Origin of the sequence: Casimicrobium huifangae (assembly GCF_009746125.1) — a bacterium.
GTDB classification, from domain to species: domain Bacteria; phylum Pseudomonadota; class Gammaproteobacteria; order Burkholderiales; family Casimicrobiaceae; genus Casimicrobium; species Casimicrobium huifangae.
The window spans coordinates 1,221,021-1,238,585 of the sequence record NZ_CP041352.1 but is presented as its reverse complement, the minus strand read 5'-3'; the positions used below and the strand labels follow the sequence as shown (position 1 = coordinate 1,238,585).

General features: G+C 62.7%; 15 protein-coding genes. 9 read left to right on the top strand and 6 right to left on the bottom strand.

The annotated features are described in order from the left end of the window. Window positions 1–334: 334 nt before the first annotated feature. The 5 genes from rpsO to FKL89_RS05740 all read right to left on the bottom strand — a co-directional run bounded on the left by rpsO (window position 335) and on the right by FKL89_RS05740 (window position 5,657). Window positions 335–604: a 30S ribosomal protein S15 gene (gene rpsO / locus FKL89_RS05760; RefSeq protein WP_156861855.1), complete on the bottom strand. Its 270-nt coding sequence runs from the start codon at window positions 602–604 to the stop codon at window positions 335–337. Between the two features lie 321 nt (window positions 605–925). Beyond that, entirely contained in the window at window positions 926–1,504 is a 579-nt protein-coding gene (locus FKL89_RS05755; protein WP_156861854.1) for a DUF6265 family protein, read from the bottom strand. A gap of 11 nt (window positions 1,505–1,515) precedes the next feature. Beyond that, window positions 1,516–3,630: a prolyl oligopeptidase family serine peptidase gene (locus tag FKL89_RS05750; RefSeq protein ID WP_156861853.1), complete on the bottom strand. Its 2,115-nt coding sequence runs from the start codon at window positions 3,628–3,630 to the stop codon at window positions 1,516–1,518. A gap of 11 nt (window positions 3,631–3,641) precedes the next feature. Continuing rightward, window positions 3,642–4,151 (bottom strand): disulfide bond formation protein B, encoded by a 510-nt coding sequence (locus tag FKL89_RS05745; RefSeq protein WP_238363502.1) that lies wholly within the window; start codon window positions 4,149–4,151, stop codon window positions 3,642–3,644. 348 nt (window positions 4,152–4,499) lie between these two features. Beyond that, window positions 4,500–5,657, bottom strand: coding sequence for a hypothetical protein (locus FKL89_RS05740; protein ID WP_156861852.1), 1,158 nt, complete (start codon window positions 5,655–5,657; stop codon window positions 4,500–4,502). 301 nt (window positions 5,658–5,958) lie between these two features. On the opposite strand from FKL89_RS05740, the gene FKL89_RS05735 reads away from it, so the two are divergent. Next, window positions 5,959–6,576, top strand: coding sequence for an OmpW/AlkL family protein (locus FKL89_RS05735; RefSeq protein ID WP_156861851.1), 618 nt, complete (start codon window positions 5,959–5,961; stop codon window positions 6,574–6,576). A 37-nt stretch (window positions 6,577–6,613) separates the two neighbouring features. Here FKL89_RS05735 and FKL89_RS05730 read toward each other — a convergent pair whose 3' ends face one another. Continuing rightward, entirely contained in the window at window positions 6,614–7,480 is an 867-nt protein-coding gene (locus FKL89_RS05730) for an N-formylglutamate amidohydrolase (protein WP_156861850.1), read from the bottom strand. Between the two features lie 106 nt (window positions 7,481–7,586). Between FKL89_RS05730 and FKL89_RS05725 the strand changes: the two genes are divergently transcribed. The 8 genes from FKL89_RS05725 to FKL89_RS05690 are packed head-to-tail and all read left to right on the top strand — an operon-like array spanning window position 7,587 to window position 17,543. Next, window positions 7,587–9,311 carry a proline--tRNA ligase gene (locus FKL89_RS05725; protein WP_156861849.1) on the top strand — a complete coding sequence of 575 codons (1,725 nt, stop codon included), beginning with the start codon at window positions 7,587–7,589 and terminating at the stop codon, window positions 9,309–9,311. 48 nt (window positions 9,312–9,359) lie between these two features. Further along, window positions 9,360–10,010, top strand: coding sequence for a lytic transglycosylase domain-containing protein (locus tag FKL89_RS05720; protein WP_395706754.1), 651 nt, complete (start codon window positions 9,360–9,362; stop codon window positions 10,008–10,010). Further along, window positions 9,986–10,924, top strand: a complete 939-nt coding sequence (gluQRS, locus tag FKL89_RS05715) for a tRNA glutamyl-Q(34) synthetase GluQRS (protein WP_238363501.1) — start codon at window positions 9,986–9,988, stop codon at window positions 10,922–10,924. The genes FKL89_RS05720 and gluQRS overlap by 25 nt, the downstream gene beginning before the upstream one ends. A 35-nt stretch (window positions 10,925–10,959) precedes the next feature. Beyond that, on the top strand, window positions 10,960–11,544 hold the full coding sequence (locus tag FKL89_RS05710) for an MFS transporter (protein WP_156861848.1): 585 nt from the start codon (window positions 10,960–10,962) through the stop codon (window positions 11,542–11,544). A gap of 22 nt (window positions 11,545–11,566) precedes the next feature. After that, window positions 11,567–12,478 (top strand): Hsp33 family molecular chaperone HslO, encoded by a 912-nt coding sequence (gene hslO / locus FKL89_RS05705; protein ID WP_156861847.1) that lies wholly within the window; start codon window positions 11,567–11,569, stop codon window positions 12,476–12,478. 2 nt (window positions 12,479–12,480) lie between these two features. After that, a complete protein-coding gene (locus tag FKL89_RS05700; RefSeq protein WP_238363500.1) occupies window positions 12,481–12,942 on the top strand; it encodes an RNA-binding S4 domain-containing protein in 462 nt (153 codons plus the stop codon). Beyond that, window positions 12,939–13,829 carry a class I SAM-dependent methyltransferase gene (locus FKL89_RS05695; RefSeq protein WP_156861846.1) on the top strand — a complete coding sequence of 297 codons (891 nt, stop codon included), beginning with the start codon at window positions 12,939–12,941 and terminating at the stop codon, window positions 13,827–13,829. The genes FKL89_RS05700 and FKL89_RS05695 overlap by 4 nt, the downstream gene beginning before the upstream one ends. Window positions 13,830–13,832: 3 nt before the next feature. Further along, window positions 13,833–17,543, top strand: coding sequence for a glycosyltransferase (locus FKL89_RS05690; protein WP_156861845.1), 3,711 nt, complete (start codon window positions 13,833–13,835; stop codon window positions 17,541–17,543). Window positions 17,544–17,565: the final 22 nt, after the last annotated feature.

Sequence of the window (17,565 nt, the reverse complement as noted above, 5' to 3'; positions counted from 1 at the left end):
CGTTGGGGAAACTGGGGGGCAGGACGTCGCGCTACGCGCTAGGACGACGGCCTGCTGCGCGGCCTGGGACGGCGCTCGCTTCGCGAGCTAGGACGCAAGACCAAGTAGGTGTTGCTCCGCTTTTCATACTGAATAACCTGGTAACGGCCTGAAACGAGCACAAATGCTCGCCGCCTTACCACCGGTGTCCCGTCCTAGCGAGCGCAGCAAGCGTCGTCCTAGGCCGCGAAGCAAGGCCGTCGTCTTAGGGCGGAGCCCGACGTCCTCAGTGGCGAAACGAAAAAAGCCACCCGCGACAACGCAAGGTGGCTTTTCGATCAGGCAGCGGTGCAAATTACTTACGCAGACCGAGTTTTTCGATCAGCGCCTGATAGCGGGCGCGGTCGGTGTTGCGCAGATAGGCGAGCAGGCTGCGGCGCTGGTTCACCATTTTGAGCAGGCCGCGACGGCTGTGGTGATCCTTGGCGTGGGCCTTGAAGTGATCCGACAGGCCGTTGATGTTGGCGGTCAGCAGTGCAACTTGCACTTCCGTCGAACCGGTGTCGCCCTTGGAGCGGCCGTGGTCAGCGATGATTTTTGCGGTTTGTTCCGGCGTGAGTGCCATGATGATTCCTGTTCTCTTTTAGCCGTCAATCAGAGAAGCGCTACCGGTATCGCTTTGCAGCGAAGCTTGGCAGGCACCCCGAGGGACGAATGATTTTTTCGAAGTAAGCCGATGATTGTAAACGGAAAACGCCTGCCAGTCGAGGACCTGTACACGCGCCTCGCAACAGACGGGCAGCGGCAGCTTTTTGCTGAATCGCCCATTCAATAAGGGCTTGAGCCCTGAAAACGCAAGACGTCGACTTTGCCTGCGTTGGCCGCTCAGCCCTGATGAAACGGCTATTTCGGCCAAAAGCCGTCGTGCCTCTCGAACTCCCTCGAACTACTTTGCGCCGCCCATCAACGTGGAACACTCGATCCGTTTGAATGAAAAGTCAACGCCACGGCGGTCTTCGCCGCGAATCAGGCGAAACGAGGCGCCAATCTCGTTGCCATTGCGGCGGTGGTAGATCAGCCGGGTGGTGGTGTCGCCCTCGGTGACGGCAAAGCTCACAAAACCGTCCTCGAACTTTTCCATTGCCATCGTGAATTCACGCCGGGCGCCGGGACGCAGCCAGGCCTTCACCGTGTTGCCTTCGTCGTAGAGACGCATCGCCTCCCAGCCGACGGACTTCTCCCGCAGTAGCGTCTGCGATACGCCCATCATGGTGCCTGCAGCTGGCGCCAGCCAGAGTTCGCGGACATTGGAGCCATCCACGTCCGACGTGCCCTGCCAGCAGCCCGCCATCCAGCCCAGTTTGTCGATGCTGCCCGGAACCGCTGCGCCTGCGACGGTGGGTGGCGGCTCCTTGCTGCCGGTCACGCCCGGCGGCAGGGTGATCTGCACGCCTTGTGCCGCTGCCAGGGCAGCGGAGCAAACAGCCAGCACAGCAGCCAGCGAATGACGGAGGGTGAAGCTCATGTTTGTCGTTCTCACGGTTTGGCAGCCGTGGCCGCCGGTTTCGATGCGCCGGTCATGGCGAGGATGAATTTGAGCCAGGTTTCGCGGTCTTCGACCTGCTGCGCGGTGGACTTGCCGCTGCCGTGGCCGGAGTCGTAGTCCATCTTGAGCAACACAGGATTCACCTGCCCCGGATTGTTCTGCGCCAGTGCGACAAACTTCTTCGCATGCAGCGGGTCAACGCGAGTATCGTTTTCGCCAGCGATCACCAGCATCGTTGGCATGTTCACGCCAGCGCGGACGTTGTGATACGGCGAGTAGCGCAGCAGCCAAGCGAAATCAGCCGCTTTGTCGGGGTCGCCGTACTCCGGGATCCAGTAGCGGGCGATACGGAATTTGTGATAGCGCACCATGTCGAGCAGCGGCACCGAGCACACGATGCCGCTGAACAGATCCGGGCGCTGCGTCGCGGCTGCGCCAACCAGCAGGCCACCGTTGCTGCCACCAAAGGCCACCAGCCGCTTGTTGCTGGTGTAACCCTGACTGATCAGCCATTCGGCGCTGGCGTAGAGATCGTCAAACACGTTCTGCTTGTTGCCGAGCATGCCGCCTTCGTGCCAGCGCTCGCCGAACTCGTCACCACCGCGCAAACCCGGCTGCGCCACCACCACACCACGGTTTACCAGGGTGGCAAACGCGCCGAGATAGCCGACCTTGATGCCGATGTTGAAGCCGCCGTAGCCGTAGATGACGGTCGGGTTGCTGCCGTCGAGCTTGACGCCCTTTTTAGTGCTCACGAACATCGGCACTTTGGCGCCGTCACGACTGGTCACGTAGACCATCTTGGTCTCGATGTTGCTGGTGTCGAGCACGGTTTCGTCCTGATACAGGAACTTCCACTCAAGCTTGTCAGCATCCAGCTTGTAGAGCTTGAACGGCGCGGTAAAGGTGGCCAGCGCGGCGTAGAGCGTATTGCTGTCGCGATCGTAGGAGATGCTGCTGACGCTGCCGAACTCGGGCGCCGGCAGGTCGCGCACATGCTTGCCGTTGAGGTCGAGCACGCGCAGGCGCTCGAGCAGCTCACGCTTTTCGCGAACGATGATGTTCTTCTTCGTCACCACGAATGATTCAAGCACCACGTCCTTCTGCTCGGCGACGATCTGCTTCCAGTCCTTGAACTCGGGCTTCGCCACGCTGCCTTTGAGCAGGCGACCGTTCGGCGCACCGGCGTTGGTCCATGCGTAAATGCTGTCGCCAATCATTTCGATCGACGCGTTGGCATCCTTCTCGGCGAAGATCACCCGCGGTGTTTCGCTGCTGTCGGTCTTTGCGATCGAATACTGCGCGCGCTTGCCTTCACCGGTACTGAACACGGTGTACGGCGAATACTCGTAATCGGCGACACCGCCCCACTGCTTGGCGTCAGTGAACTTGTGTACCACCGGCTGCCCGAGGATGGGCTTGCGCAGATCCATGCGCTGCGTGTAGAGCGGCAACTGCTTGCTCACCTGCTCCTGAGTACGCGGCTGCACGTAAGCGACGGCGTTGTCCTTCGTCCACGACACGCTCCACACCTGCGGCAGCGGTGCGTAGACCTGTTCGCCAGTCTTGCTGTTGATGAAGAACTGCGTCGGCAGTTCGTCACCGGCGCGTTGCAGACCGACTGCCAGGATGCTGGCGTCACGCGAATAGGCCCGGCCAGAGAGTGCCGACTTGCCGCTTGGGTCAATCTTCATCGGATCAAACAGCAGCACTTCCTTGCCGTCGATACGGGTGTAGAGCTTGGCCTGCGCATCACCCTTGACCTTGCGGGTGAAGAACTCGCGGCCCTTGTAGAACGACGGCGGCGAGGTGATCGTGCGGTCGGTGTAACGGGTCAGCTCGTCCTTGAGGCCGGGCACCTCCGGCACGTTTTTGTCCATCCAGGCCAGCGCGGCGTCATGCTGCGCGCGTGTCCACTTGACGACCTCTTCGTTCTTGTTGTCTTCCAGCCAGCGGTAGGGGTCGGTGAGCGTCATGCCGTGCACGACGTCGGTGACCGGCCGCGCTGGCGTCGGCGGCGGGTTGAGGGCTTGAGCCTGAGACGCGGTGGGAACCGCGACTAGAGTGAGTGCAACCGCGACCGCGGCGGGAACGATGGATTTCATGAACGGGAAAGCTACGCCTTGTGGGCGCGATGGTTGATGAGCAGGAATGCCGCGATAACGGCCGCGAGGAAGAACAGCAGATTCCACGCGGGAATCGGCAGTCCGAGGATGAGGTCGATCTTGTTGCACTCCACGCTGCCTTTCAGTGCGCGGGCGAAGACGTCGAGAAACGGCAAGGTCTCCAGCATGTAGCTGATGCCCATGCCGCAACTGGGCAACTGGTCGGCTGGCAGCGACTGGATGTAGAGGTGCCGCGCGGCCAGCACCACGCCCGAGCCGCCCGTGACCAGCGACGCCCAGGCCAGCATCCGGGCGCCGGAGCGACCGGGATTCAGCACGGCGCCCACCAGAAACACGACGCCCAGGAAAACCAGCGCGATGCGCTGGAACCAGCACATGGGGCAGGGTTCGAGCATTTCGACGTATTGCAGGTAGAGGGCGTAGCCCATCAGCGAGGCACAGACGACGAAGCCGAACAGGTAGGCCAGGCGGCGGGAGGGAAACAGATTGACGGGATTCACGGGGCGATATTTTCCAGTAAGCGAGTATCGCCGCACCGGATCGGCGGGCGGGGATGGTGGAACGCCGGAGCGACGAATGGCTGCGGCGAAGGTTTGAACGACGATGCGGCGCGGAGTTCGACGGGTGGTCTTGAATGTCGGACTCGGGGGAAAGTGATCGTCAGGCGGGGCGTTTTGCTACATCAAACTACAGATTCGGTCATCATCTTTCTTGCGAAATCCCCATTCAAAAAGGGCATCAAGCCCAAAATCGAAGGAAGTCGACTTTCAGCAAAATCGGCCTGTAAGCCCAATTTGGACAACATTTTTACCAACAAGCCACAAGGCCGTGCACTTCGGGCCAACGCCTCAGTGCAATTGCGCCGAACGAATGGACTTGTCGCCCACGCCGTCCAGCGCGTCGGCACGGAACAGCATCGGCAGCCGCGTTCCGGCGTCGATGTCGGGGAAGACCTCGGCCAGCGTGGTGACCGATTGCACATTGCATTCGCGCAGCAAATCCTGCATCAGCACGGCCACGTCCTGCGCGCGGTCGGTGGCGTGCAGCTCGGCGCGGAAGCCCTCGGCGCCCTTTTCGTCAAACGGGTTCGACAGCGACAGCCGCACCTCGCCGCTGCCGTCGGCCATCCGGTGCGCCGAAATCACGGCCTCCGGTTCGCCCACGCCGGAGCGGAACTTGCGGATGGCGTTGGTGGCGAACAGCTGCAGCGAGACTTCGCGCTGCGCCGCGCGGCCCTGATAGAGCGCGGCCAGCGGCGTCTGCGGCGGCCGCGGCATGGCCAGCAATGACAGGCCGCCGCCACCCAGTTGTTTCGCAAAGGCCTGGGTGAACGGCATGCCCCATTTGCCGGTATCGCGCTCAGTCAGCAGGTCCACGCCCGGTCCGGCCAGCGCAGTGCCCACCAGAAAGCGCAGGAACACGCTCTCCTGATTGGCCGGCACCGGCATCGGTGCGCGCTCGACGGCGACGGGAGCACCCGGCGTCAGCGACCACCAGGCGAGCGTTGACGGCAATTTATCCAGCGCAAACGCGGCCGGTGAAACCAGGGCGTTCGATAGCGCAAAGGTCTGGTTGGCGCGGAGCGCGCCGCCCGTCTTCATCAAGGCCACGAATTCGTTGCTGTCGGGCAGCGCACCGGGCACGGTAACTGGCGAGCCATCGGCGGCCACGATCACCAGCGGGATGGCGAACACGGTGGTTGGCAACGCGGCGTCGCCCGCAGCCCGGCCCGCCTCGACCTGTGCCATGGCGAGCACCCGCGCCAGCGTGCGTTGGGCCGCCAGCGACGGCGCACGGGCGAGCGCATCGGCAATCGCGCCGGTGTCGGCCGCGCTCAGCATTGCAGCCATCGCGGCACGGAGCTCGGTCTCCCGCTTCTCCTGAATCACGCCCTGTTCCGCAGCGAGTGCGGCCAAAGCAAGGTCGATCAACGGGTTGGCCAAGGCGCCTTCATAAATCGGGAAGGCGCGCGGGTCGGGTAGATGGAACTGCGGAAGCGATTGCATGCGGCGATTTTAGGGACGCCACGCGCGCACCCCACTTGCCGCCGCGACACAGACCACGAATGCAACACCAAATCAACATCAAATGCGGCATTGCAGCATTTTTTGACCATCATCAAAAAATGGGTTTGTAGTTATTCGTAGTATTTCTTCGTTGATCTGGTGAGTGTCGCGAAGACGGCATCCCGATGGGAGGCGTCCCGAACCAACATGCGGACAAACCGCAGGGCGTCGTCACCAGATTGACGCTACCAGCGTTGCGCGGGCGCGCAGCGCGGAATCGTGACGCTGAAAAGGAAAGTACATGAAAGCCCTCTCTCTCGCCATCGCCGCCGCAATCGGCATCGCCGCCCTGCCAGCCAGCGCGACCGACCTGTCCAACCTGATGGTGCGCGCGCGAGCGGTGAATCTCGATATGGCCAACAAGTCGGACGCCATCGCTGGCGTTGCACCGGCAGACGCTATTACCGTCAATGACAAGACCATTCCGGAAGTTGATCTCACCTGGTTCTTCACGCCGAACGTATCGGCCGAGCTGATCCTGACTTATCCGCAGAAGCAGACCGTCAGCGTTGGCGGCGCCGCCATTGGCACCTTCAAGCATCTGCCGCCAACGCTCACGCTGCAATACCGTCCGTTCCCGAACGCTGCCATCCAGCCCTACGTCGGCGCCGGTGTGAACCTGACCTACACGATGAACAACAACATGACTGCGCTCGGCAAGCGGGTCACGCTGGATGCCTACAGCCTGAAGCCGGCGTTGCAGGTCGGCGTGGACATCCCGGTTGACAAGAAGTGGTCGATCAACGTTGATGTCAAGAAGATCTGGCTGGGTTCCGACGTGTACCTCGACGGCACCAAAATCAGCCACGTGAAGCTTGACCCGCTGGCTATCTCGGTCGGCGTCGGCTACCGCTTCTAGCCGTTCGCGTCATCAGCGCTACGCCGCTGCGCCTGCTTCAGGCCGCAGCCGGCGCAGCCGCTGCGAACGCAGCAATGCGCGCTGTCACCCGCGTCAGCAGCGCCTTCAGCGCCGGATAGTCGTCGGTGCGCTCGCGGGTCGCTTCGTTCATGTAAAGCTTGCGGTTGATTTCGATCTGGATGCTGTGCCGGTCGTCCTGCGGGCGTCCGAAACGCTTGACCAGTTCCACGCCCTTGTAGGGGTCGTTGATCGCCACGCTCAGCCCTTCGCTGCGAAACGCCTCGGCGATCAGCGTTGTCAACGCCGGGGAGCAGGTGCTGCCATCGCGGTCGCCGAGCACAATGTCGGCAAAGCGGGTGCCCTGCTTCACCCATGACACCGGCCCGGCCTCCGCCGGCATCGAATGGCAATTGAGATGCACTACGCGGCCCGATGCGCCATGCGCCGCCTCGATCGCGCGCGTCACCGCCGCCCAATACGGCGCGTGACAATGGCTGATCCGCCGTTCGACCTCGGCAACGCTTAGCTTGCGGCTGTAGATCGGCGATTTGTCGTCCAGCACCCGCCACACCAGCCCGATGCCCGACCGCGTCTTTGGCGAGTGATCCACCGGGTGCGGCCAGCGCCCGTCCATCAGGCTCTCGTCAACGTCTTCCACGCGCCGGTTCGGATCCAGGTAACTGCGCGGAAATTCGGCGCAGATCAGCGTGGCGCCGAGCGACGGCGCGTCGCCAAACAAGTCGTCAACATCGGTGTCCTCCGCCTTGCGCAAATGCGCGAAGTCACAGGCGTAGCCAAAATCGGCGGGATACACGCGCCCGCTGTGCGGCGAATCAAGCACCAGTGGCACTTGCCTTACGCCCGCAGGCGGGCTCACCACTCGGACAGCGACGAAATCGTTCATATTTCGAGAATAAGCGAAAATTGCCGGTTTTACGATCACGCTTGCTCTGCCGCGAAACACTGGCGCGCTCCCGCCTGCCAGATGGTCGCCGTTGCTGCCCTCGCCCATGAAACTGAGCCAATTCTTCATCTCCACCACCAAAGAGGCGCCGGCCGAAGCCGAAATCGTCTCCCACCAATTGATGATGCGTTCGGGCATGATCAAAAAGCTCGGCGCCGGCATCTATACGTGGATGCCGCTCGGCGTGCGGGTGCTGCGCAAGGTCGAGCAGGTGGTGCGTGAAGAGATGAACGCCGCCGGCGCGATCGAGCTGCTAATGCCGGTGGTGCAGCCAGCCGAGCTGTGGCAGGAGTCGGGCCGCTGGGAGAAGATGGGCCCCGAGATGATGCGGGTGAAGGATCGCCATGAGCGCGACTTCATCGTGCAGCCCACCAGCGAGGAAGTGATCACTGACATTGCCCGCCAGGAGTTGCGCTCGTGGCGACAACTGCCGATCAACTTCTACCATATCCAGACCAAGTTCCGCGACGAGCGCCGCCCGCGCTTCGGGGTGATGCGCTCGCGTGAGTTCATCATGAAGGATGCCTATTCGTTCGACGTCGACAAGGACAGCCTGATGAAAAGCTATCAGGCGATGTACGACGCCTACAGCCGCATCTTCTCGCGTCTGGGCCTCGAATTCCGCGCGGTCAACGCCGACACCGGCAACATCGGCGGTTTCGCGTCGCATGAATTTCAGGTACTCGCCGAAAGCGGCGAAGACGTCATCGCCTACTGCCCGGATTCCGACTACGCAGCCAATGTCGAGATGGCCGAAGCCCTCGCCCCGGCAACGGCGCGTCCGGCTCCGACGCAGGCGCTGACGCTGGTGCATACGCCCGACAAAAAAACCTGCGAAGACGTCGGCGAATTCCTCAAGCAACCGCTGCCGGCACAACTCAAGGCAATGATGTATGTGAGCGACGCCGGCTTCGTACTCTGCATGCTGCGCGCCGATCACATGGTCAACGAGATCAAGCTGGGCAAGCTGCCGCAGCTCGCCAACTTCCGTCCAGCCACACCAGAAGAAATCGAGGCACACCTCGGCGTTGAGCCTGGCTACTGCGGCCCGGTGCCGCGCCACGGCAAGGCTCATCCAGGCAAGGTACTGGTGGTCGCTGACCGCACGGCGGCTGCGATGGCGGACTTCATCTGCGGCGCCAATGAATCGGGTTATCACGTCACCGGCGCCAACTGGGGCCGCGACTGCGCCGAACCGGATGTTGTTGCTGACATCCGCAACGTCGTCGAAGGCGACCCTTCGCCCGACGGCAAGGGAGCGCTCAAGCTCCGTCGTGGCATCGAAGTGGGCCATGTCTTTGCGCTGGGCCAGCGTTACTCGGCGGCGCTCGGCGCCCGCTTCCTCGACAAGGACCAGAAGGAGCAGGTCATGGAGATGGGCTGCTATGGCATCGGCGTGACCCGCGTCGTAGCCGCCGCCATCGAGCAGAACCACGACGCCAAAGGCATCGCGTGGCCTGTGCCAATGGCGCCGTTCACGGTCGCCATTGCAGCGGTGGGCTATGACCGCAGTGCTGAGGTCAAGGCGGCGGCCGACAAGCTGCATGATGAGCTGGCAGTGGCCGGCATCGACGTAGTGCTGGATGATCGCGGAGAGCGCCCCGGTGTGATGTTTGCTGATCTCGAACTGATCGGCATCCCGCACCGCATCACTGTGGGCGACCGCGGCCTCAAGGAAGGCATGGTCGAGTATCAGGCGCGGCGTGCTGAGGCGGCCAGCAAGATAGCGCTGGCTGACATCGTGGCCCATGTCCGCGGCGCTCTCGCCTGAGTTGCATTTCTGGTGTTGCCGCGGGGTTGTAGTGAGCCATCGACCACGATGACCATCGTCACCACCACATCCTCGCGCGTGTTCGCGAGCTGGTCGTTCCGGATGTTGCGCGCGTTCGCAGCATCCGCTGCTCTGCTGTCTGCGGGGTACGCGTTTGCCGGCGCGCAGGCCGAAGAAAAGCTCTCCGCCAGCGTACAGACTTCGATGGCGTCCGCAATCGCCGACCGTGCTGCGCCAAGGCTGATTGGCGATGTCCACGAGACGCAGGCGTGGCTGGCGGAAATGTCAGCGCGGCTGGCGTCGCGCATGAAGGACAACGAACAGCGACGCGAGTTTCTGGTCACCGTGCAATACGAGGCCAGCCGCGCCGGCCTCGACCCGCAACTGGTGCTGGCGGTGATCAATCACGAGAGCGCGTTTCGTAAATACGCAATCTCCAGCGCCTCGGCCCGCGGCTACATGCAGGTGATGCCGTTCTGGGTGCGCCTGATTGGCACGGCCGACCACAATCTCTTTCACCTGCGCACCAATCTGCGCTATGGCTGCGTGATCCTGCGCCATTACCTCGATATCGAGAAGGGTGACGTCGTTCGCGCGCTGGCCCGCTACAACGGCTCGCTCGGGCGCTTCGAGTATCCGAACGCCGTGCTCGGCCTGCTCGAAAGCCGCTGGAAGTGGACGCCCACCAAGACGCCCTGACCGGCGCGGCAGGCCGCCCGTATGTCGGGCGTTTCGCGCCCTCACCCACCGGTCCGCTGCACTTCGGTTCGCTCGTCGCGGCAATGGCCAGCTACGCTGATGCCCGCGCCCACCATGGCCGCTGGCTGATTCGCATCGAGGACGTCGACACTACGCGCTGTTCTGCCACGGCGGAGCGCACCATCCTCACCCAGCTAGCGTGCTATGGCTTTGTGCACGACGGCGACATCGTTCGCCAGAGCGAACGCTCTGCCCTATACGAGCAAGCCCTGGCACAGTTGCGCACAAATCATCTGTTGTTCGCCTGTGCCTGCACACGCAAGCAACTGGAGGCAGCGCCGCGCAATTTTGAGGGAGAAGCGATCTACCCCGGCACCTGTCGCGAACGCCGCTTGCCATTTGCCAGCAACGCATCGCGCGTGCGTGTGCCCGCGATGGGCGCTGACGAAGTCTCCTTTGTCGATCGTGCGGCAGGCGCCATCACGCAGCGTCTGTCGACCGAACTGGGTGACTTCGTGTTGCGCCGCGCCGATGGCATCTACAGCTACCAGCTCGCGGTGGTGGTGGACGACGAACTGCAGGGCGTGACACAGGTGGTGCGTGGCGCTGATCTGCTCGGCAACACACCCCGGCAACTCTATCTGCAGCGTTGCCTCGGCTATCGAACGCCGGGCTATCTGCATGTCCCGCTGGCGCGCAACGCCGCTGGCGAAAAACTCTCGAAGCAGACTCGGGCTACACCGCTCGCGACCAACAACGTGCTCGTCACACTGCACGCGGCATGGGCTTTCCTGCGCCAGGACCCGCTGAAGAACGCCAGCTCGGTGCCTGAATTCTGGTCGCTGGCAGCCAGGAACTGGCGCCCGGACCGCCTGTCCGGGCCACCAACAGACGCCCTTACGCAAAATCTATAATTTAAGGTTCCCCGAAAAAAAAGAAAGCACCTGTTATGACCACCCTTGTAGTGGTGCGCAAAGGCAATATGGCGGCCATCGCCGCAGACTCGCTCACCACCTTCGGTGACACTCGCCTGTCCGACAGTTTCGACGCCTCCTCCGAAAAAATGGTCCGCTACGGCGACACCGTGATCGCACTCTGCGGCAGCGCCGCCCATCAACTGGTCTACGAAAACCTGTTTTCGACTTCGAAGGATCTGAACTTCAACAGCAAGGCGGAAATTTTCGAGACCTTCCGCAAGCTGCACGCCATCCTCAAGGACCAGCACTTCCTGAACCCCAAGGAAGAAGACGAGGATGCCTATGAGAGCACCCACATCACCGCGTTGATCGCCAACCCGACTGGCATCTACGGCATCTATTCGATGCGCGAAGTGTTCGAGTTCAAACGCTTCTGGGCCGCAGGCTCGGGGCGCGAATACGCGCTGGGTGCCATGAACGCGCTTTATGACCGCCTTGATTCGGCAGAGGCCGTGGCGCGCGCCGGAATCGAAGGCGGTGCCACCTTCGACAAGAACTCCGCATTGCCGATGCAAGTCATTACTTTCCCGATGGCGCCCGCGCCAGTAACGGCCTGAGCATCCAGCTGCAGGGCAAACGATGGACCGGATCACGGCAGGTTTTGATCAACTGACGCGTTTCTGGCTGGAAACGGCACCGGCGCGCGGCGTTGTCGCACGCCTTGATGAGAGCATGGTGTCGATGCTGCAACATCATGACTATCCGGTCGCGGTGTCATTGCTGCTGCGGCAGCTGGTGGGCGCAGCAGCGCTGCTGGCCAGCAATCTGAAACAACCCGCGCAGGTCGTGCTGCAGGCGCAGGGCGATGGCGCGGTGCCACTGCTCTGCGTCGAGGCGACGGATCGCCTGACTTTTCGCGCCTATGCCAATGTGCGCGAGGACGCCAACATCGCCGCGGACGCCGACCTTTCGTCACTGGTCGCGCCCGACGGCAGCGGTCGTTTTGTGTTGACCATTGCGCCCGAGGAAGGGCAGATGTATCAGGGCATTGTGGCGCTGCACGCTGGCAGCGTCTCGTCACTGCTGGCCGACTACCTGACCAATTCGCAGCAGACGCAGACCCGCCTGTGGCTTCGCCAGGACGGCGATGCGCTGGAGGCGATGCTGCTGGAGCGCCTGCCTGACAGTCGTGATGAAGCTTCCGACAGCGCCTGGGAGGCCGTGGTGGCGCAGGCAGAGACTGCTTTCGCGTTGCCGTTCATGCCATTCCCGTACAGCGAATGGTTACCGTTCGTGTTTACCGGCCACGATGTACGTGTGCATGCCGCGCAGGCCCTGTCCTTCTCCTGCTCGTGCACGGTGGAGCGTGTGCTCAACGCGCTTCGGCTGGTCGGCCGCGAAGAATTGCAGCCGCTGATTGCCGAGCAGGGCCGGGTCGAATCTCGTTGCGAGTTCTGCGGCAAGCGCTACGAAGTGAGCGCCACCCAGTTGGCCGATCTGTTCGACCACGTCGATGCCTCGCACCCGCCGGGCTCGGGCACCGTGCACTGATCGTGGCAAGCGCAGCATCGATTTCCCCGTCGCAGCAGCCCCCGGTCCGCATTGACAAATGGTTATGGGCCGCCCGCTTCTTCAAAACCCGTTCACTGGCCACCGATGCCATTGATGCCGGGCACGTGCGCCGCGCCGCCAGTGGGTCAGTCGCAGGCGAGCGCGTCAAGCCGGCTCTGGCAGTCCGCGTTGGCGACGGCTATGTGATCCAGCGCGGCGACATGATTCAAGAGGTGCTGGTGCTGGCACTATCCGAACGTCGTGGTTCGGCCACTGATGCCGCCCTGCTCTACCGGGAAACGGACGACAGCATCAAGCGTCGTCTCGATCGTCAGGCGATGCGTGAGGCCGCAGGCGCGCAGACCTTGCTGCGTGGTCGCCCCACCAAACAGGACCGGCGTCGCCTCGCCGACCTGTTCTCCCGTAACTATTCCGGCCGCGATGACGGTCGCGAGCGATCATGACCCTCAGTTTCACCGGCGAGCGCTTCCTGCCCGAGTGTGCGGGCGAGATGGTCTACGAGCACTGGCATCGCTATCTGCTGGCGCAACGCCATGTAGCAGGCAAGCGGGTGCTGGACGCCGCCAGCGGCGAGGGCTACGGCTCGTCGCTGTTGGCGGGCAAGGCTGCCTCTGTCGTCGGCGTCGATGTTTCGCCGGAAGCGACCCGACATGCCAGCGACCGATACGCTGCCGGCAATCTGCGTTTTGTCACCGCCAGCGTCGCGCAGATTCCTTTGCCGGACGCGAGCTTCGACGTCATCGTTTCGTTCGAAACCATCGAACACATGACCGAGCATGAGGCGTTCATGCGGGAGATTGACCGCCTGCTGGCGCCGGGCGGCATGCTGATCATCTCCTCGCCCAATCGGCCCGAATACAGTGACAAGACGGGTTATCACAATGAGTTCCATGTCAAGGAACTTGATCGTGCTGAACTCAAGACTTTGCTTGATCGACACTTTCCGGCCCAGCAGTGGTTTGCCCAGCGCCCGGCTTTCCACTCGATGATCTGGCCGTTGAGTGCGACGGCAACTGCAGCCGAAGCGCTGACCGCAGATGGTAACGACGGTTGGCCAGACGAACTCTATTTCCTGGTATTCGCTGCCCGCGAAGGCGCATCACTCGCGCAGGTTGTCCCGACCGTAACTTTGGTCACCGATCGCGAACAATCGGTCTATGCCGAGTGGTCACGCACCTACCGCGAAAACCGGATGCTGCATGACCGCATTCGCGAACTTGAAGCCGCAGCCATCGCAATGCCGTCGGACGCGGTCGCTGCGCCAGATGCATCCGCCGCAGCCGAGCCGTGGTTGGTGCGCGCTGCCCGCCGCATCGCCGGAGGACGCTAAACAGTGCTGCAGGAAGCAGATCGCCTTGCATTGGTCCAGTTTGCTGGAGCCGGCGCACCACGGCTGTTGTTTGTCACTCACGCATGGGGAGGCGGCGTCGAGCAGCATGTCACTGCGTTGAGCACGTTGCTTGGCCCACGAGCACGAGTCATGGTGATGCGACCGGCCGGTTCGCAGCATGTTGAAATGCAGATTGGCGACGGCCCGCGCCGGCGGATTGCCTGCGACAACTGGCAGTCGCTCGTAGAGGCATTGCGCAATCTGAACTTTTCCAGAATGCACTTGCATCATGTGCATGGCCTGCCAGCCGGGGTGCTGACGCTGGACCTTGCACTTGGTCTGCCACTCGACGTTACGCTGCACGATTACTTCACCGTATGTCCGCAATATCAGCTGGTCAACGCCGAAGGGCGTTACTGCGGTGAGCCCGACGCGGCCGGTTGCAGCAACTGCCTGTCTGCCCGCCCGCACGCGTGGAACATGAGCATCACCGAGTGGCGAGAGGCATTTGCGTCCGTATTGCAGCGCGCTCAACGGGTGTTTGCACCGAGTGCGAGTGTGGCGGACGGCGTGCGGCGCTATGTGCCTGCCTTGAACGCGCAGATCCTCGCCCACCCGGAGCGGCCTTTCACATTACCCACCGTCGTGAAGGTGGCGCTGCTGGGTGCACTGTCACCGGCGAAAGGATTGAACGTTGCCACGGATGTCGCAGCCTATGCCGTGGCAACGCGATCACCGCTGGTGATCCGCTTGATCGGACATGCTGCAGAACCGCTGCCGGAAACTATTACAGCGACGGGGTCCTACGCTGGCGATGCACTCGGCCAGTTGATAGCAACCGAGCGCCCGGATGTCATCTGGTTGCCCTCGCAGGTTCCGGAAACGTATTCGTTCACGCTGTCGGCCGCGCTGGCGACCGGGTTGCCGATTGTCGCGTCCGCCATTGGTGCCCTTGCCGGGCGCCTGCAGGGCGAGCCGGGCGCCACGCTGCTGCCGCACGACAGCACGGCCAGGAGGTGGCATGACGCATTGCTGGCCGCAGCAAGTGCACAGACTCAGGCTCATCACCGCATCAATCCCGAGCGACTGGTTTCCGCGAGCCTTGCGGCCGAAACGTATGGCGATATTTATCTGCAAGGCATTGCCAGCGCCGTGGCGGCCGGAGACCCGGCGGCATTGCTCGCGACGATAGACGCTGGCTGGCGCGACGGCGACGCAGCAGCAGATGACGCACGACCGCTGCTGGATATCTTCCGCGTCGGAGTCTACGGCGGGCATCGCCAATCCCTTCAGGTGGTGGAACATGAGCTGCAGACATTGCCTCCGGGTGAGACGAGCGTCATTGGCCGCTCACAATTTGCGACTGTCGTTACCCAGTTGAATGCGGCCGAGACACTGGTTGCCGATCTCGAAGACAGTGCGACCAACCTGCGCGAGGCGCTCGATGCGGCCGATGTCAGGGCCGTCAGCGCGCGTGAACACATTGCCTTTCTCGAACGCGAGTCGGCGCAATTCCAGCGCGAGCGCGACAATCTGCTTGCGAGCACCTCATGGAAATTGACGCGACCGCTGCGGCTGGTGGTTAGGGTTGTGCAGCGCGCCTCACGCGTTGCGCAGGTAGCGTTCAGCCTGCTGCGCCGCGCCCCGGCGCTGGCGCGTGGCGGCATGATCCGGTATCGCCGAGCCGGCTGGCGCAGTGTGCTCGAACGGCTGCGACTGGAGTTCCGCCCCCGCCCGGAGGCTCCAGTCATTGAGCTGCCCGCTGGTCCCGTCGATCACATTGTTCCGCTGGCGATGATGACAGCGCCCGAACACCCGGTGATTTCCATTGTGATCCCGGTCTACGGCCAGCATGAAACCACATTCGCCTGCCTGAAGAGCATCGCTGCTCATCCTCCGCGCCAGCCGTACGAGATCGTGGTGATGGACGATTGTTCGCCCGAGCCGGCCGCATTGGCGCTGGCCCCGGTGACCGGCCTCCGGATCTTGCGCAATGAACGCAATCTCGGCTTCATCGGCAACGTCAACGCCGGCGTGCAGGCGGCACGAGGCGACTGGCTGGTCATCCTCAACAACGATACGGTGGTACGGCCGGGGGCTCTGGACGCATTGATCGACACTTTCACCCAGCACGACAATGTCGGGCTGGTGGGTGCCAAGCTGCTCAATGCCGACGGCAGCCTGCAGGAGGCTGGTGGCATCGTCTGGCGTGACGGCAGCGCGTGGAACTGGGGACGCGGACAAAACCGTGACGACCCGCGCTTCAACTACGTTCGCGATGCCGATTACTGCTCAGGGGCCGCGCTGGCAATACGCCGCGATCTGTTTCTCTCCATTGGCGGATTTGACAGCTACTACGCCCCGGCCTACTACGAAGACACCGATCTGGCATTTCAGGTACGCGCGCGCGGCCTTCGGGTGCTGTATCAACCAGCCGCCGAAATCTTTCATCTTGAGGGTGTCAGCCACGGTCGTGATGAAACCAGTGGCATCAAGGCGCACCAGGTAACTAACGCTGGCAAGTTCCACGAACGCTGGAAGGACACGCTTGCCAATCATCGTGACAACGCGGTCGAGCCCGAACAGGAAGCGCATCGTGGTACCCGAAGCAACATCCTGATCGTTGAGGCGTGCATGATCACCCCCGATCAGGACGCCGGATCGGTGCGCATGCTGAATCTGCTGCACATCCTGCGCCGCGACGGGCACCATGTGACTTTTGTCGCCGACAATCTCGATGGCGATCCGCGCTATGCCAACCAGCTGCGCGCAATGGGCGTCGAAGTCCTGCATGCCCCGTTTGCGCGCAATGTACGCGCTGTCTTGCGCGAACGCGGACCAACGCTGGACACCATTGTGCTTTGCCGCTACTACATCGCGACACAATACGTGCACAGCATCCGCAGCTATGCCCCGAAGGCGAAAATTGTCTTTGACACCGTCGATCTGCACTTCGTCCGCGAGGAGCGCGAGGCGGCCATCAACGGCAACCCGGCGATGGCGCGCTCCGCTGCCGCTACGCGCACTCGTGAGCTGGCCGTCATCGCACGCAGCGACATCACCCTCGTAGTATCGGACTTCGAGCAAAGGCTCCTGGCCAGCCTGCTGCCTGGCGCACGTGTCGACATCATTTCCACCATTCAGTCGCCCGCCGTGACCAACGCATCAGCCGATGGCCGCGCCGGCATCCTGTTTGTTGGCGGCTTCCGGCATCCGCCCAACGTCGATGCAGTCAAGTGGTACATCACCGAAGTATTGCCACACTTGCGCCGGCGCCTTCCGGATGCGATAACCACCATCGTCGGCAGCAATATGCCCGACGAGATTGCAGCGCTGCAGCGTGATGGCGTTCTCATTCGTGGCTTCGTTGAAGATACTGCCCCGCTTCTCGGGGCGGCCCGAGTATCGATCGCACCGCTGCGTTTCGGCGCAGGGGTCAAGGGCAAGATCAACGAAGCGATGAATCATGGCATCCCGGTGGTGGCCACGACCTGTGCTGTTGAGGGCATGAAACTGCGCCCGGGCGAGGACGTGCTGGTTGCCGACGACGCCGAGGCATTTGCGCAGGCGATTGCTGACGTCTATCAGGACGCAGCCCTGTGGAACAAACTTTCGGCGGCCGGTATCGCCAACGTTCAGGCGCATTTCTCGCCCGAGGCGGCTACGCCGGCGGTGCGCGCAGTCTTTGGGGGCTTGGCCCGCCCCACGGCGTGATCCCCCCAAGGGATTTGGAAGG

Excerpts from the sequence above, each read along its gene's own strand:
- rpsO (WP_156861855.1), bottom strand. The coding sequence starts at position 604 with ATGGCACTCACGCCGGAACAAACCGCAAAAATCATCGCTGACCACGGC.
- FKL89_RS05755 (WP_156861854.1), bottom strand. The coding sequence starts at position 1,504 with ATGAGCTTCACCCTCCGTCATTCGCTGGCTGCTGTGCTGGCTGTTTGC.
- FKL89_RS05750 (WP_156861853.1), bottom strand. The coding sequence starts at position 3,630 with ATGAAATCCATCGTTCCCGCCGCGGTCGCGGTTGCACTCACTCTAGTC.
- FKL89_RS05740 (WP_156861852.1), bottom strand. The coding sequence starts at position 5,657 with ATGCAATCGCTTCCGCAGTTCCATCTACCCGACCCGCGCGCCTTCCCG.
- FKL89_RS05735 (WP_156861851.1), top strand. The coding sequence starts at position 5,959 with ATGAAAGCCCTCTCTCTCGCCATCGCCGCCGCAATCGGCATCGCCGCC.
- FKL89_RS05730 (WP_156861850.1), bottom strand. The coding sequence starts at position 7,480 with ATGAACGATTTCGTCGCTGTCCGAGTGGTGAGCCCGCCTGCGGGCGTA.
- FKL89_RS05725 (WP_156861849.1), top strand. The coding sequence starts at position 7,587 with ATGAAACTGAGCCAATTCTTCATCTCCACCACCAAAGAGGCGCCGGCC.
- FKL89_RS05720 (WP_395706754.1), top strand. The coding sequence starts at position 9,360 with ATGACCATCGTCACCACCACATCCTCGCGCGTGTTCGCGAGCTGGTCG.
- FKL89_RS05710 (WP_156861848.1), top strand. The coding sequence starts at position 10,960 with ATGACCACCCTTGTAGTGGTGCGCAAAGGCAATATGGCGGCCATCGCC.
- hslO (WP_156861847.1), top strand. The coding sequence starts at position 11,567 with ATGGACCGGATCACGGCAGGTTTTGATCAACTGACGCGTTTCTGGCTG.
- FKL89_RS05695 (WP_156861846.1), top strand. The coding sequence starts at position 12,939 with ATGACCCTCAGTTTCACCGGCGAGCGCTTCCTGCCCGAGTGTGCGGGC.